Origin of the sequence: Streptomyces sp. NPDC088124 (assembly GCF_040685895.1) — a bacterium.
Lineage (GTDB): Bacteria > Actinomycetota > Actinomycetes > Streptomycetales > Streptomycetaceae > Streptomyces.
In genome coordinates this window covers 16,166-31,694 of record NZ_JBFBJB010000041.1, presented here as the reverse complement: position 1 = coordinate 31,694, position 15,529 = coordinate 16,166, and the positions used below count along the sequence as shown (strand labels likewise).

General features: G+C 66.4%; 14 protein-coding genes. 8 read left to right on the top strand and 6 right to left on the bottom strand.

All coding sequences use genetic code 11. The features are described 5' to 3' along the window. Positions 1-55 precede the first annotated feature (55 nt). From AB0P17_RS29480 to AB0P17_RS29465, 4 genes are all read right to left on the bottom strand, one after another. Positions 56-1,798: a phage/plasmid primase, P4 family gene (locus AB0P17_RS29480; RefSeq protein ID WP_365815408.1), complete on the bottom strand. Its 1,743-nt coding sequence runs from the start codon at positions 1,796-1,798 to the stop codon at positions 56-58. A 1,313-nt stretch (positions 1,799-3,111) separates the two neighbouring features. Further along, positions 3,112-3,525, bottom strand: a complete 414-nt coding sequence (locus tag AB0P17_RS29475) for a hypothetical protein (protein ID WP_365815406.1) — start codon at positions 3,523-3,525, stop codon at positions 3,112-3,114. Positions 3,526-3,706: 181 nt separating this feature from the next. Next, positions 3,707-4,510, bottom strand: a complete 804-nt coding sequence (locus AB0P17_RS29470; RefSeq protein ID WP_365815404.1) for a CPBP family intramembrane glutamic endopeptidase — start codon at positions 4,508-4,510, stop codon at positions 3,707-3,709. A gap of 20 nt (positions 4,511-4,530) precedes the next feature. Continuing rightward, positions 4,531-6,384, bottom strand: a complete 1,854-nt coding sequence (locus tag AB0P17_RS29465) for a DHH family phosphoesterase (RefSeq protein ID WP_365815402.1) — start codon at positions 6,382-6,384, stop codon at positions 4,531-4,533. Positions 6,385-6,592: 208 nt separating this feature from the next. Here AB0P17_RS29465 and AB0P17_RS29460 point away from each other — a divergent pair, with 208 nt between their 5' ends. Then, positions 6,593-6,928, top strand: coding sequence for an Lsr2 family protein (locus AB0P17_RS29460; protein WP_365815400.1), 336 nt, complete (start codon positions 6,593-6,595; stop codon positions 6,926-6,928). Positions 6,929-7,012: 84 nt separating this feature from the next. Here the strand turns inward: AB0P17_RS29460 and AB0P17_RS29455 are convergent, their stop codons facing one another. Together AB0P17_RS29455 and AB0P17_RS29450 are read right to left on the bottom strand one after the other, a co-directional pair. Continuing rightward, positions 7,013-7,540 carry an SLOG family protein gene (locus AB0P17_RS29455; RefSeq protein ID WP_365815398.1) on the bottom strand — a complete coding sequence of 176 codons (528 nt, stop codon included), beginning with the start codon at positions 7,538-7,540 and terminating at the stop codon, positions 7,013-7,015. Between the two features lie 24 nt (positions 7,541-7,564). Further along, on the bottom strand, positions 7,565-7,783 hold the full coding sequence (locus AB0P17_RS29450; protein ID WP_365815397.1) for a DUF4326 domain-containing protein: 219 nt from the start codon (positions 7,781-7,783) through the stop codon (positions 7,565-7,567). A gap of 1,186 nt (positions 7,784-8,969) precedes the next feature. Between AB0P17_RS29450 and AB0P17_RS29445 the strand changes: the two genes are divergently transcribed. From AB0P17_RS29445 to AB0P17_RS29415, 7 genes are all read left to right on the top strand, one after another. Beyond that, complete coding sequence (locus tag AB0P17_RS29445) at positions 8,970-9,320, top strand: hypothetical protein (protein ID WP_365815395.1); 351 nt, start codon at positions 8,970-8,972, stop codon at positions 9,318-9,320. A gap of 852 nt (positions 9,321-10,172) precedes the next feature. Beyond that, positions 10,173-10,658, top strand: a complete 486-nt coding sequence (locus AB0P17_RS29440; RefSeq protein WP_365815393.1) for a hypothetical protein — start codon at positions 10,173-10,175, stop codon at positions 10,656-10,658. Between the two features lie 58 nt (positions 10,659-10,716). Further along, positions 10,717-12,015, top strand: a complete 1,299-nt coding sequence (locus AB0P17_RS29435) for a ParM/StbA family protein (RefSeq protein ID WP_365815391.1) — start codon at positions 10,717-10,719, stop codon at positions 12,013-12,015. 362 nt (positions 12,016-12,377) lie between these two features. Continuing rightward, positions 12,378-12,992 carry a hypothetical protein gene (locus AB0P17_RS29430; RefSeq protein WP_365815389.1) on the top strand — a complete coding sequence of 205 codons (615 nt, stop codon included), beginning with the start codon at positions 12,378-12,380 and terminating at the stop codon, positions 12,990-12,992. Further along, positions 12,989-14,203 carry a recombinase family protein gene (locus AB0P17_RS29425; RefSeq protein ID WP_365815387.1) on the top strand — a complete coding sequence of 405 codons (1,215 nt, stop codon included), beginning with the start codon at positions 12,989-12,991 and terminating at the stop codon, positions 14,201-14,203. Before AB0P17_RS29430 ends, AB0P17_RS29425 begins: the two co-directional genes overlap by 4 nt. Beyond that, positions 14,200-14,592, top strand: a complete 393-nt coding sequence (locus tag AB0P17_RS29420; RefSeq protein ID WP_365815385.1) for a hypothetical protein — start codon at positions 14,200-14,202, stop codon at positions 14,590-14,592. The genes AB0P17_RS29425 and AB0P17_RS29420 overlap by 4 nt, the downstream gene beginning before the upstream one ends. Positions 14,593-14,735: 143 nt before the next feature. Beyond that, the gene (locus tag AB0P17_RS29415; protein WP_365815383.1) at positions 14,736-15,473 is read left to right on the top strand and encodes an SAM-dependent DNA methyltransferase; all 738 of its coding nucleotides are present in this window, start codon (positions 14,736-14,738) and stop codon (positions 15,471-15,473) included. The last annotated feature ends 56 nt before the right edge of the window (positions 15,474-15,529 follow it).

Here is a 15,529-nt window from a genome sequence, read left to right as displayed (position 1 = left end):
TGCCGTGGTCTGCGAGCGGACGGTGAGGTTGGTGATCCGCCGCTCACGCCCGTTGTCAGCAGTCGCCGTGATCCGGTGGCTCCTGTTCCTCAGTGGCGTCGTCGGTCGGGGCGGATGCACCCGTCTGCCGGAGCAGTCCGCGGTAGTTGGCCTGCAGCGTCGGCTGCGACTTCTTCTTCGGGTCGCTGCCGGTGTAGCCCGGGTGCATCCACTTCTTCAGCTCGTACTCGGCGATGAGCACCTCGGGGGTGTGCATCATCGGGCCGGGTCGGATCTTGCGGTTCTTGTCCGGGCAGTGCCACAGGGCATCCAGCTTGACGATCGCCACGAGGTCGGTGATGAACCGCTTGTTGCTCACGGGTGAACCCGACGGCGAGACGTCGTCGAACCAGGCCTTGTACAGGTCGTAAAGGAACGTGAACGGTGCCAGGTCCCAGGCCAGCCGGTCGCGGAACTCATTCCAGAAGTCGCGCACGGGGTCGTTGGCCTCCTTGTATTCGGCCAGGACCGCCTTGGTCGCCACCGGTTCGGAGAGCTCGTAGTAGTTCCCCGGGGAGGATGCGCCGGCACGGTTGATCACGTACCAGAAGACGTACTCCAGAACCTCGCGGCGCTGGAGGTAGTCGTCCCTGATGTACGTCCTCTCTGCCCCGGTGAAGCTCTTGGTGAAGGGCACGAAGAGCTGGCGGCGGTAGAAAGAACCGGATTTGTCCTTCGCGACCGGGAACTCGTTCAGGCACTGGATCATGAATCCGAAGAACTGAAAGGCGATCGGTATCCGGTGTTTGCGGTTGATCATGATGACGTCGGCGGTCACGATCGCCTTGAGGTTGGCCGCCTTGTCGATGAAGGTGCCGACGTCGTTCTCGTCGACGATGATCGCGTTGGCGCGCACCAACGGTTCGAGCGCGAAGTCCTTGCCGAAGTCCGCGAGCGGGATCGAGGCATGCGCGCCGCCTCCGAGGAGGTTGCGCATGAGCGCGCAGAGCGTGCCTTTACCGTTGTTGCCCTCCCCCGAGTAGAACCAGGCGGTCTTGCGCCAACGCACATGCGGCCGGATGATCGCGCCGATGATCTCCCAGATCAGGTCAGCGAGGCCTTCGTCACCGGGCTGGTCGAAGATTTCCTCGATCCAGGCGCCGACTTCCCAGTCACCGTCATCGGGGTGCGTGATGACCTGCTGCGGGGCGTCGTCCACGTAGTCGACGTCGTTCTTCGTCAGCAGCACGATGGCGGGGTCGAAGGAGTGGACCTGCTTGGGCTCGAAGTGGAAGTTCTTGCCGAAGATCGTGACGTCCACCGGCTCGGCGCCGTAGAAGACGATGCCGTTGCGCGCGGCGATGAAGTCGCGGTTCGTGCTCTGGTGCAGCCGCGGGCTGTCCTCACGCAGGACGGCCAAAACCTCGTCGAACTCCTTCAGGCGCAGCTGGGTGTTGTACATGCGTGCCGTGGTGCGGATGTCGTCCTCACTCGTGGTGTACGTCCCACGCGCGTCCCCCGTGGGCTGATACATCGCCAGCAGGTCGTACTCGCGGTCGGTGTTCTTGGCGTTGGGCGCGATGCGGATGACATGGTGCAGACGCACGAGGATCTGCGCGACCTGCCAATGCGTCAGATACCTCGGAAGGGGGTACTTCTCGGCGGCCGTAACCGCCTTGGCGTTCTCGGACTTGATGACGGCGCCCACGATCGCCAGCAGCTCCTTCTCCAGCACGCGGGGCGCCGGAGGATCGGTCGGGGCGATCTGGTCGAGGTAGGCAGCGGTGACGTAGGTGACGATCTCGTTCGGCGGAGCCATGTCGTCGCGCTGCGAGAAGTACCCCATGACGCTGGCCAGGACGTCAGCGACGGGATTGGTGCGCGGTCCGGCACTGGAACCGGCAGCAGATACAGATGTGGGGGCATCAGGAGGTGTCATGTTGCTGCTTTCTCGATCGTGACCGAGCTCCTGCCGGCGATGTGTGGGAAGCCGACTTGACTCGCAATCGAATGGAACGCGATCTCGACACTATGCCACCCGCGCGACCTTTCGCAACGATTGACCAATCAATCAGCATGCAAGTCGAGTGGGGCGCTAGAGGCTTTCGACTGGCGACTGAAAGGGCAACAGGCAGGGACTGCGGAGGGGCGCGCAACCGCTACGGCCGCACGCGTAGACCACTGACCCTCACGCTCGACCATGCACCCGCGGGCGGCGTGAGCCGCCCGGCGTGCGGTCGAGGTTGGGAGGAGTTCTTCTGACCGGTGAGTCGGCTACCACCAGGCATCGACCGAATACCCTCCGGGAGGATCGCGAGAGCCGCATACCCCATACAGGTATCAGGGCCTGTACCACTTGACGTGGTACACCTGTCTTTCCAGGTCGGAGCAGTAGCCGCAGGTGTACAAGGGCAGGGTGTACCACGTGACATTCTCTACGTGGTACAGGCGTCTTACCTGGCCAGACAGCGTGTACATACCCCCTGTACCACTTGTACCAGGAAATAGGGACTAGACCCACGCGCGAGCAGACAGTCGAGTGGCGTGGCGAGCTGGGGCTGGAGCGCCTGACCGGTTCCGAACGTACCCTTTATGGAAACGGCCAGAAAGACGTGGTACTCGTGGTACGCGGGCGAGCAGCGCTGGCTGACCAGGCAAAACGTCGTACCACGCCGACGCCTCCACGTGGTACACCCGGTGCGGGAAAGAGTCTCGCGGTACAGGTACTTGCCCAGGTCAGACGCGGTTCTCAGGGGTGTACCACGTCTCGTGGTACACCTGGCAGCGATGCCTTCCGGCGACCAGGTTCGAGACCGACACGCCAGGCCGCCATGTGGCCCGTAGCCCCGCGGCTTGGCCGAGCCTCGCAGAAGGCCACTGGCGCGCCCATCGGGCACGAGTCGGAATCCACGTGCGAGCCGGTCGATCACGAGGCTCTACTGGATGCTGGATGGCATTGAACTGGCACTCGCCGCCCATTGTGAGCAATCCGCGACACTGCTATCGTTGGCGGCAGGTGATAGACGTTGCACTGGAACGTGAAAACAGAGAGGCCGGAGAGCATCCCCGTGGGAAGGGAGCTCTCCGGCCTCTCTGCATGTGCTGATGAGGGTGAGGCGTGGACGGCGCGAATCACCCGGGGGTGACCGTGCTCCAGCCTCGCCGGCGTCCCTCACTGGGGGACTCGGGACTGCGGCTGCGGGATCGCTCGTCCGCTTCCACGGCGTAGAGGATCTCGTAGGAGATCGTGGTGTTGAGGTTGAGCCGGTTCTTGCTCTGGCTCCTCTTCGTCATGATCCTGCGGAAGCCGCGTTCAGCCTCGGCGCGATCGAAGAACCGGCGCAGCCTCGTGCTCACGCGCTCACGGGCCTGGTCGGCCGTGATGCCCATGCCGGAGACGACGAAGATGTGCGTGTGACCGCGGTCGAAGGTCGCACTCTCGCCGGTGTCGAGGTCCAGGCGGATCTTCGCACGGCTGACGTCGAGCGTGTCGGGACGGACGAGCTGTCCTCGTGAGTCGTACACGCAGGTGCTGACGATAGCCATGGTGAGATCCTCTCCTCTCCCGACGAGTATGCCTGAATAGTTACGTTCAGACACACCCCCGATGACCGGATCACCCCGGTCACCACGAGCAGGCCCTCCGCACGAGCGACCGGTGCCGGAAAGGCTGCCGGGTCCCGCGCGGAGGGCGCCATCGTTCATCAGGAGAGGCTCGGTGCCCCGCTCACCGCATCACGGACTCGCCTCCCACATCCGGAACTGCGCCTGTCTCAGTCCCGGCGGCGACCCGCCGGTAGGGCCCCACGGCGCAACCAGCGAAGGCCAGGCACAGCAGCACCGCGGAGACGGGGTTCGCCAGAGCGCCGAGCATCTGCGCCGGGACGAGGGCGGCAGTGAGGTTGAAGCCCAGGTGCAGGCCCACGCAGGGCCCCAGCGCGCGCGTGCGTTCGTACACCAGGGCCAGGAGCACCGCCAGAGGCAGGGTCGCGGCGAACTGCACGGCGTTGCCGTGCAGCAGGCCGAACACCACGGCGGTGACCAGCGTGGAGGCAAGGGTGTGCACCCGCTTGCGCAGCAACGGGTAGATCAGCCCCCGGAACAGGGCTTCCTCACTCGCGGGAGCCGTAACCAGGGTGAGCAGCAGGGTCGCCAGGGCACCTGCCGCGTGCCTGGTCTGGTTCGACGCGTCGAAGCCGGCAGACCCGGCCGTGACGTGGATCCACAAGGCCAGCGACTGACCGGCGAGGAAGGCCAGGACCGTGCAGCCGAGGACGGTCCACCCGAAGTGTGGGATCTCCGACTTCGGCCGCGGGGCCGGCGCATGCGCGAGCCACCGTGGCCGCTGGATCCTCACCCAGCCGACCAGGACGACGACGAGCATGCCCAGGACGGAGGTAGCGGCGATCGGCTCTCCGATGAGGAGGACCGCGAAGGTGCCGATGCCGAGGTAGACCGCGACGACGGTGGACGGCACGAGGGCGCACCACCCGATGTCGAGCAGACGCGAAGTGATCGGCGGCGACGTCATGGTCCCCTCCTCTACGGGGGTCAAGCGGCTATGTTGATCTGTTCGTTGATGACGGCCTGGACGCGGGTGTCGCCTCGGAAGGTGTTCAGCTGCAGCGTCGCCGTGAAGCGCAGGGTGCCGAGTTCGGTGCGGCTGGCGCGTCGCACGAAGTTCTGGATCGCGTCGAACTTCTCCTCGGCGACGTTCCACCACAGGCAGGACAGGCCGGACCGGGTGACCAGGCGCAGGTGCTGCGATTCGGATCCGATCCGGTCAACACGCAGGCCCAGGGGCTCGATCGCGATCTCGACGACCGGCGCGGTGAAGCCGTGCCCGAAGGGCTTGAGCCCCTCGGTCCGGCGCACCAGCTCGAACAACGGCTGCAGATCCTCGAGGCCGACGTCGCAGTCGGTATCCGGGCCGAGCACGAGATCAGCGTTCGGTCCGGCGGTGCTGACTGCGAGCTGGGCGACCTGGGTGGCCTCCCGCAGCACGGAGACGAGGTCGTCCAGCTTCTCGGCCTTCGCGACGCGGACGCCACAGGCCTGCTGGTGCCCGATGGCGCTGAGACCGTCGTGCGGCTCCAGGCGAGTGATGATGTCGAACCACTCCGGCGCCCGACCGGAGCCGCTGACGAAATCGTCGGGGCCGGCGGGCCGGTCGACGACGACGACCGGGTGGCCGTTGAGCTCCATCATCCGGTTGGCCAGCAGCCCGTACATGCCCGGGTAGGCGTCCGAGAAGTACACCCACGGGGCCAAGGGCTGCTCCTCGGTAACGAGTTCTTCCATATGTGTGATGACCAGCTGTTTGCGCAGTTCGTTGGTCTCGATCACCTGGCGGGCGGCCCTGAGCTTGACGTCAGCACCGGCGGCCGTGAACACCGCAAAGCACGGCTCAAGCGAGGCTCCCGTGCGCCGGGGGCTGTTCATCGCCGGGGCGAGGTAGAAGCCGAAGAAGCCTTCGTCGAGGTCGCCTATGTCTCGGATCTTGCCAGCCTGGGCGAATGCCTTGAGCACGATCGCGAAGCCCTCGAAGGCCCGGAGGAAGACGGGGTGATGCGGTTCGGTGCGCAGCAGTTGCATCAGGATCGACTGCTCGACGTCGATGGCACCAGGGTCAGTGTCGAACCCACCCCAGGAACTGGGACTTGTCTTCGGCGCGGCGACGCGCAGCAGACGGGCAATCGAGATCGCATCCCGCACCAACTGGCGGTTCTCATACAGCACGGGCATGACGTCGGAGACGGTGCCCAGGCCGGCGAACAGGCGGAGCAGATGGATCTCCCAGAGCTTCTCGGGCCGGTACACGCGGCTGTAGGCCTCGATCACCTGGTAGAGCACGTGGGCACCGCAGATCCCGGTGTGGGCGTAGGTCTCGTCGATCCGGCACGGATCGACGGTGATGTCCGCGCTCGAGCCCGGCGCGAGTTCCTCATGGTGATCGGTCACCAGCGTCGTCCAGCCCAGGGCACGCGCGGCGGCGATACCGCGGTGGGAGTTCACTCCCCCGTCACAGGTGAGCAGGACCCGGGTGTCGGGCCACTTCGCCTGGATTTCGGCGATGTCCTCGGGCGCGAGCTCGTGGCCGCGGCGATAGTCGGGCAGGTGCAGCTCGACATCGAACCCGAGCTCGGACAGGCCGGCATAGCCGAGGACACCGGAGGAGATGCCGTCCATGTCGAAGTCGGGGGCGATGGTGACCTTCTTACCCCCGGTCCGGGCGTCATGAAGGGCCTCGACCATCTCGGCCAGGTCCAGGAGCTCGTCATGCTCGGCGGACTCGATCTCCTTCAGGTACTGATCCGACCACCCCCTGCGCCGGCACAGCAGCTCGAAGAGGGCGGTGTCCTCACCGGTGAGCGAATGGTCGTCGACGGCGTTGAGCATCGGCATGGCGGGGACCTCTCGATCCGGGCTTGTTGGTCGGTGGCGAACGGGGCGTGCGACAACCCCGGCAATACTGCGATTTTAGCAGCATCACCCATCAATCCTGCTCATTTAGCAGCATTTTCGGCCTCATTCGGGCTTCGAATGACACGCTTATCCCGAATGGCCATGACAGGCTTTCCAGAGTCCTTGCGTATCGGCTACTGTCGCCGATATGGCCACTCGAAGCGTTGTCGAGTCAGATCTCAGTGGTAAGCCGGATGCAGCGACAGCTACGTTCGGCCTCGGTGACACCTGGTACGAGGTGGATCTCACTGCCGAGGAGCGGAAAAAGCTTGAGGAAGCACTGAAGCCGTACTTGAAGGTCAGCCGGAAAGCCGGAAAGGCGGCACCCAAGAAGCGAGTCGTGCCTGAGACGACTGCCGAGGAGCGCGAGAAAATCCGCGAGTGGGCCAAGCAGGCGGGTCACGAAGTCGCAGAGCGCGGACGCATCCCTAAGAAGCTCATGAAGGCCTATGGCGAGGCGCACGACATCGATCGGAGCAAGTAGCGCCGACCCTGGTGTTCGCTCTCCCGGCCGACTCCCCCCATCCGTCCTTGAAGGGCCCTGCAGCTACAGGGCCCTTCGTGCGTCTCAGAACGGTGGCAGCGACGGATGGATCACGGTGGCCGTCTCGATCCCCGCGGCTCGCGCGCGAGACCTGCAGTGGATGGTGCCGTGCGAGAAGTGCCCCGGCGTATGTGGCATGAGCTGCTCCTGGTCTCGCTGCGGGCATCCGGGCTTCCGGCAGAGGTCGAGGAAGGCCGTGCACAGCACCTGAGCCCCGGCCTCGCGGAAAACCTGGGCGGTGTCGACCATCTCCTGGTTGCGCTGGAAGCCGGCCCGCTTCCCATGAGCCGACCAGGCGGCGGGGAAGGTGCGGATCTCGAAGCCGCCGGCCCGCCACAGGCGCTCGGCCATGGCGTCGGCACCCTCGGGGCAATGCCCCGAGATGAGCACCGGCCGGATGACGTTCTCCGCTCCCCAGCCGCGCCAGGCGTCGTTGAACGTCTCACGCATGCTCTTCTCTTCGTTCCAGCTACGGGAACCGGTAACGATGAGGGCGTGTGAGTACTGCGCTCCGGTTCGCTCGTCGAGCGCCTCGGCGTACTTCTTGAGCACGTCGCCGTGGCACGGCTTCGGGGCTCAGAAGCAGGCGATCCGCTTGCCGCGCAGCTCGGGCAACCGACGCAGGAGCTCCGGGCTTGCGAGGAGATGCGCCTCATACTGCGCGATGACACGGGCTCGATCGACGTCGGTGTGCCCGGGTGCGAGCCGGAAGGGGTTGCCCCACACCGAGCCGCGGCCGATGTAGACGTCGTAGTCCGAGGTGCGCTTGTTCACGACGCGGATCGAGTGGTTCATCGGGATCCTTTCGGAAATTATTCGGGCAATGATTTGCCTGTCAGTGGGGCGTGGTCGGGTGCGGCTCTCAAGCTTGTCGAGACTCACACGTCGTCGATCGAAGCGGTGACCCCGACGGTCTCGCACAGGGGCGTCACGCGGACCCCGAAGTGACCTCGACTGATCCCTCGACATGGACGGCGCAGACGGTCTCACCGGCGTGGTCGAGGGCGACCTTGTCGAAGATCTGTACCAATGGCTCCTCGCCGTATTGCCGCGCCCGTATCGGGCGGCCCCGGCGTTGGCTTCAGGCGCCTGCATCGTCCCCGTGCCAGCTCTGCTGGCTTGAGCCGTCAGCACTTTCTCGGGGTCGGAGCTTGTGACTCTTCCGGTGCGCCCGGAGGGCGGTCTGCTCTGCGGGTACCGGGCGACGAGCGCGTTGGCTCACCGGCACTCAAGCGCAGCGCTGGGCATAGCCGGAGGGAGCGCCAGCGACCGACGGACCGGCGAGCGAAGCGAGCGGTGGAACCCGGCGGCTATGCCGACTAACACGTCCTCGGAGCGCAGCGGAGAGGCCGAGCGAAGCGAGGGTCCGCAGGACACGTGTTATCAGGTTCCCTTATGCCCTTTTGGCTTCCTTGTCGTCGTCCTCGCTGTTCCACGGCTGGAGCGTTAGCGGAAGCCTGGAACATCAGGAGAAACGGTCCGTACCCTCTTGACCCGTACCCCTCCCCCTTTTCCGCGCAGCGGGGGTACGGGGCTGGCTGTTTCCCCTGGTCATCACGCCTTTTGGGTGTACTGCTGTTTTGCCGTCCGTGATACGGCCGTACCCCCACGCTGATTCGCTCTCGTGAGGCACGAGCGAGGTGGGGGTACGGGTCTGCTCCCGACGGGGGCGCAGCCCCCGGTTCTTGGCTCTGCTGCCGTGGGTGTCACAGCCTTCGCCGCGCAGCGGATCCGTCCTCTCGCGACGCTGTCGCCTCGGTTGTGGATCGCTCTGCTCCACTGCTCGCCTCAGCCGGCCTTGCACCATCACGCTGTGCCAGCTGCGGCAACCCTCCCGAAGACCTCACAGGCCACCGTGAGGCAGGTCGCCATCGCACTTCCAAGATTCATTGCCGTTTTCGGTGTCTGCCGGGCCTGAAGAGTGACACTGCCACTCGATTTGGAGTCGGAGGACCCCATGCCCATGCCTTGCTCAGCAGAAGTGGCGCTGGCTGACGACGAGGTGCATGCCCTGAACGCATTGCCCGGCGCGGACTTCGAGGTCGATGCCGAGCCGCTCGGTTGCGACTTCGGTGGGCACGGGCCCGATGTGCAGCACACAGCGTGCGCTCAGATGCAGTACACCGAGCCTGGAGGGCTCGTGCTGTGGTGGCTGCTCTGGGACGACGAGGGTCGACGGGAGCTGCGGATCGCGCCGGCGTGTCAGAAGATCGTTGTCTCTGACGCGTGTTTGCTCATCGAGGGCCACCCCGGCACCTGCGACCAGTCGATCGGCTTCACTCGCGAGGAGTTGGCAGCAGAGTTGCGGCGCCCGGACGCGGACACTGGGTGATAAGTCGCCGGCATCAAGGAGCAGCAGCTCTGAGCTGACGGACACGCCCCCAGTCCGCCCATCGAGCGAGCCGATGACGCTCCTGCACCGACCGTTGCAACAGCACTGCTCCAGTGGCACGCCGTCGGCGGTACCGGTCTCGCTCCGCCGGCTGTCCGCGGCTGGTCCGCACGCCCGTCGGCGGGCCGAGTCAAGGGGGTGCAGTCAGGCTTCCTGGCCCCACGTGACAGCCGTGAGACGACGTCTCGTCCGTGTCTCATAGGTAACTCATCGGGACACTCCCGAGACACGACAGGGACGTCGATAAGACGCCGAATGGTTGCAGAGGGCTCCTCAAGGCCCCGTACATGCCCCCCCTGGTGTCTCGACCGCGCTCCGACCGCGCTGCCCCGACGTCACCCTCGGTGCTCTTTGAGGACTCGCCTATGCAGGATGCCGCGTGGCACATCCCCAGAGACACAGACGGGACGCCAACGGGACGCCGCAGGTAATCCGATGAGGCCTTCGTGGATCACTGCCGGTACGGCGTACGTCTCAGAGGTGTCCCGCGTGAGCACCCATGGGGCCGCCCGTGGGGTGAACCGGCGCACGGCTTCGGCAGCCTGCGCGCGGTCGCCACAGGTGGAGACGCCGAGGTGTCCCGCAAGTGTCCCCGTCGGCACTCGATAGGGACTCGCATGACACCTTACTGACGTATCGAATGGGACTTGCATGGGACTCGATAGGGACACTAGAGTGAACTCGCATCCGAGAGGAAACGCGAGGGGCGGTGAGTCCATGTGACGGAGCGAGAGACATCCGACGAACGGCCGGGTGAAGTGCAGGGGCGAGTGGCGGAGCGAGGTGAGCGCCATGGCGAGCCAGTCGGGTGAACCTCGCAAGGTCCGCTGGACCGTGCCCGCTGCCGACACCTCGGTGATCGAGTGGCTCAATAAGCAGGCGGACATCTCGCAGTCGCTGCGACTGCTCATTCGGGAGTCCATTCAGCGCGACGGATACGTCGACGTCTTCTACAAGCCCGTCGAGCAGCTGCCTCGTCGCGGCCGGCCGCCGCTGGAGAGCACCGAGCTACGCGAGGACGACGAGGCGGTCACCGAGCGCGGTCCGGCCGCCAGGCCGGTTCAGCCGCAGCCCGTGATCACCGACCAGGCCGACGCCGTCGTCAACAAGAAGACAGCACCAGGGCCGGCAGCCCAGCCCGAGGCGGTTCCCGCACCGGTTGAGACGGCTGAGCAGTCCGCGGCACGCGCCCCCAGCGCACCGCCGGAGCCGCCGGAGCCGCCGGAGCCGCCGAAGCAGGCATCCATCGACGAAATCATGGCGAGTACCCGGCGCTGAATGACGCGGTGAATTTCATTTTCCAGGCAGACAACACAGACACCGAGGGACCGAATTCATGAGCGCCAACAGCAACGACACCATCACTCTCACCGGCGGCATCGACGTCGGCAACGGCTACGTCAAGGGCGTCATCCAGAACACGAAGCAGGGGATTTTCGACGAGATCGATCTGCCCAGCGCGGTCGTCTCGACCTCTCGCACCTCGCCGAAGGTGCCGCTCCCCGACGCGGATGCGGCCTCCGTGCTGGCCGGCGACTTCTACAACCAGATCGACTGCTCGCTCACCACTCCGCTGGTGGCGGCGTCGGACCGCCGGATCTTCGGACGCGCAGCGCTGTCTGTGCGTGGCTCGAAGTTCACCGAGTTCGAGGTGCTGGGCAAGCACTCCAAGGCCGATCAGGAGCTGAGCAAGGTCCTGGTGCTGGGTGTCATCGCCGCGAAGGCCCTGCGCGACCACGTCCGCGAGAACGGCGCGCTGCCCGATCACGAGCTGCGCGTGCACGTGCGTGCCGGCCTGGCGCTGCCGATCTCCGAGTTCGTCGCGCGCCGCCACGCCTACGCCGCCGAGTTCATCGGCCCGCTGGGCAGCTCCGACCCCACGGTGCACCTGGTGACGATCAAGAACTTCAGCACCCCGGTCTCGGTGCGCCTGCAGTTCGTCGACGTCCAGGTGATGGCCGAGGGTGCCTCCGCGCAGTTCGCCATCACCGACAAGGGCGAGCCGCTGGCCCAGGCTCTTCTCGATGATCTGCGCACCCGTGACGCGTCCATCGTCGAGGGTGTCTCTGCTTCCGACCTGGTGGCGGTCCAACACACCATCGGCGTCGACGTCGGCGAAGGCACCGTGAACTTCCCGGTCTTCACCGACGGGCGGTTCAACGCCGAGGCGGCCGCCACGCTCGACGAGGGCTACGGCACCGCGCTGATGAACGCCATGGAGCGCATGAGCGAGTCGGACGCCACGCTGCAGTTCTCCTCGCGCAAGCAGCTGGCGGACTTCCTCCACGCGGAGCCGTCCGTGCTGGTGAGGAACCGTCACCAGCGCGCCTCCGGCTTCGTCGAGGACGAGGCCAGCTACCTGGTCGCCGAGATCGTCTCCTCCTTCGGCGACGTCCTCTCCCAGGCTGGCGCGACGACCGAGGTCGTCTACGTCTACGGCGGCGGCTCGGGCCCGATCAAGCACCTGCTGCACCCGGCGCTGCTGAAGGCCGCGGGCGACGTGCCCGTGCTCTACCTCGACTCCAGCTACTCGCGGCACCTGAACCGCGAGGGCCTGTACATCGCGGCACGCCACGTCGAGCAGCAGGCCCTCGCCGCGAAGACCGGGGGCAAGCGCGCCAAGGAAGCGGTGTGATGAGCGGTGTACCTGAGACTCCTCGAAGGACGCGGCCGGAAGGCCCATACGGGGAGTGGGGTGACTTAGTCCTCGCCAAGCGAATCGAACTGCAGCAGCCAGGGGCCGATGCCTGGTGCCAGCGCTGGAACCACCGGCTGCCGACGTGGAGACGGACCCGGGACGGCGGCTTCGACCCGGAGGCGCACCGTGTCGTCCGGATCCCGGAGGCTCCGGCGAAGAGCTTCACTGTCGCCCATCACTACAGTGCGAGCTGGCCGGTCGTACGGCTCGCCTACGGTCTCCAGCGCGTCGACCAGCCCCCTGGGCCCGGCGAGCCCGAAGGCGGCCGCCTGGTCGGGGTGCTCGCCCTCGGGGTTCCGATGAACACCGCCGTCCTCAATGTGTTCCCGGACCTGGTCCCGCTCAAGGAATCGCTTGAGCTCTCGCGAATGTGCCTTCTTGACTCAGTGGCTTCGAACGGCGAATCCTGGGCCTGCGCGAGGGCATTCCGGGACGCCGCCACCAAGGGAATCCGAGGGATCGTCGCGCACGCCGATCCCGTCGCGCGGGTCAGGATCACGGCCGATGGCCCGTTGTACGTGATGCCGGGACACATCGGCCACGTCTACGGCCACGGTCAGGGCTTCGCCTACCTCGGCCGTACCCGCGCCCGGCGTCTGGTTGTACTGCCCGACGGTTCAGTCCTCCACGACCGCGCAGCAGCCAAGGTCCGCCGAGACGAGACCGGCCACGCGGCAGTCGAACGACGCCTCATCGCACTCGGAGCCACCGCCCGCCGGGCCGAGGAAGACGGCACATGCTGGCTCGCTCGGGCGCTCGAGGAGGTCGGGGCAGCGGCACTGCACCACGGCGGCTGCCACAAGTACGCGCGAACCATCGGCCCGCATCGCACGCGGCTTCGGCTCGACGGGCCCGCTTTTCCAGCTCCGCGGCACGGGACCACTGTCCGCTCCGAGTCCGTAGGAACATCATGAACAATCCGTTCGCCCCGCCTGTCGACCTCAGCCATCTGCCGAACTACCGGCAGACCGACGCGCGTCCCCGACGCGCGGTGTTCCTCGGCCGTGTCTCCACCAAGGACCGGCAGCTTCCCGCTTCGTCCATCCCACGTCAGGTCGTCCTTGCCGCCGAACGCCTCGACCCCGGTGAAGAGTTCATGGCGCACTTCTGGGATGTCGAGTCCGGGATGTTGCCCGCGCATTTGAGGAGCCTGGGACCGCAGGAGATGTACGACGGGCTCGGCGTCCCAACGCCCCGGGACGGCGGCCTCCAGGATCTCGTGGACCGCGCAGAGCAGATAGGCATCACGCATGTCCTGGCCGAGAGGTCCGACCGTGTGGCGCGCGCCATGCTGACCAGCCTCACAGTCGAGCACGAACTGGAGCGCCTCGGGGCAGAGGTGATCTACGCCAACGAGCCCACGGGCGGCACCGAGTCCGGCCGGCTGCGCACCCGCAGGTACGGGCAAGCCGAGGCGGAGATCTATCGCGCGACGATGATCGAGATGTCGATGGGCGGCCAGTTCCAGCATGCGATCAACGGATGGAACCACGGCTACCCTCCCTACCCCTACGTCGCGGTGGTCGACGAGGATGCCCCGGTTCGGGGGCAGGGCCGGTTCGGGGAGATGCGGCCGAAGAAGAAGCTCGTTCCGCACCCCGACGAGCGCCGGTTCGAGGCCGCCCGGGAGCTGTGCCGCCTCCGGCGCGAGGAGCATCTGAAGGGCGCGGACATCGTCGCGATCCTCCAGGCGGAGCCCGGCCGGTACCCGATCGAGGGTGAGTGGACCTTCAGCAGGGTCGAGGGGCTGGTCGCGAACCCGAAGCTGACCGGTTATCAGGTGTACAACCGGCGTGCGAACCGCACCGGCCGTGCCGGGGTCTCGCGGCGCAACCCCATTTCCCAGTGGGTGTGGTCGCCGAAGGTCGTGCACAAACCGGTAGTGAGCCTTCAGGAGTGGATGCAGGCACAGGAGGTCACCGCGGGACTGCGCGCGGGCGTCGAAGGCGGCCCGCTGCTGCGGATCCGGGCCGAGGCCTCCCGGCTCGGGTTCACCGTCACCGCGGTAAGCAGCAGCGCCACGCACACGCTGTACCGGATCGGGAACCGGCAGATCGTCCTGCCCGCGCCGGTCCCGGAAGCACTCGTCCAGCAGGTCATCGAGGACTTGAGGAGCGTGGAGTGAGCGAGACGGTCATGGGCCGGGCCCACCGGCGCGGCCGGACCTGGGTGACGCGCCTTGCCGAGCACGGAGTGTACGCACATGGGTGGACGCTACGAGCAACTGAGGCGAACGCCGTGGAGGGGCTCGAACTCGTCGGCGTGAAGGCAGAGGTCACGCTCATCCCGGTGACACCGGAGCTGGAGACGCTCCGGGCCGCCGACGACGCACGCGAACAGGCCCTGCGCGCAGCGGTGCACGCCCTGGCTCTGCGGCATACCACGCGGCGTGACATCGCCCTGGCAACACGGGCACCGGCCTGGCAGGTGAAACAGATCCTCGCCGAGCAGGCCAAGAAGGACGACTCACAGCCTCCTGCGGAATCAGCCACGACAGCCGAGGGCACCGTATGACTCATGTACGCCCGTACAGGTTCCTGCGGCCCGGTGCTCAAGGTTCCTGGGACCTGCACGTCTTTCCTTTCGATCCGGGCCGTCCGGACCCGCGAGGCTCCGGCCATTGTGGTCCCGAGCGTATGAGCGGCTACTGCGAGATCGTGAAGCTGCTGGCGGCGAACACCGGCTCGAAGCGGATGAGCGAGGTCTTCGACAACTTCGTCGAGATGGTGGTGCCGGCTTTGCGCAACGCCGTGGACATCCGCGGGAGCGATGCCTGGGAAGCGCGCGAAGGGCAGTACCTCCAGATCGCCGGCGGCTGCAGCAGAACAGAGCTGTACCGCTTCGCGCACGCCCTGGCTCTGGTGACCACGGAGATGGAGCGCGAGCCCTGTGACGTGCTCGGCCGCCTCTGCATGGAGCTGGAGCTCGGCAACGAGCGGCTCGGCCAGTACTCCACGCGCTACGACATCGCCCGGCTGATGGCCGAGATGCAGGTCGACTCGGTGGTCGAGCAGGTGCAGAGGGACGGATTCGCCGGTCTGTATGAACCCACCTGCGGCGCGGGCGCGTTCATCGTCGCCCTGTCGCAGGTGATGTTCGAGCACAGCCTGAATCCGCAGACGCAGTTGCACGTGACGGCGGAGGACATAGCGCCACAGGCGGTGTACATGATCTACGTCCATCTGCCCCTGCTGCACATCCCCGCGGTGGTGCGCCGTCGCAACGTCCTCACGCTGGAGACTGTCGATACGTGGCCCGCTCCCGCTCATGTCCTGGGCGGTTGGAGCCGGAAGCGCAGGCTGGGCCAGTCCGTCCGTGGATCACAGCGGTTGCTCATCGCGTCGCCGCAGGAGACCACCGAAGAGTCCGCTGATGCTCTGGAGGTGCAGCGATGACGACTATGCAAGAACGAACCGATCCTTCTGACGCCGAGAGCGACGACGCTTCGGCA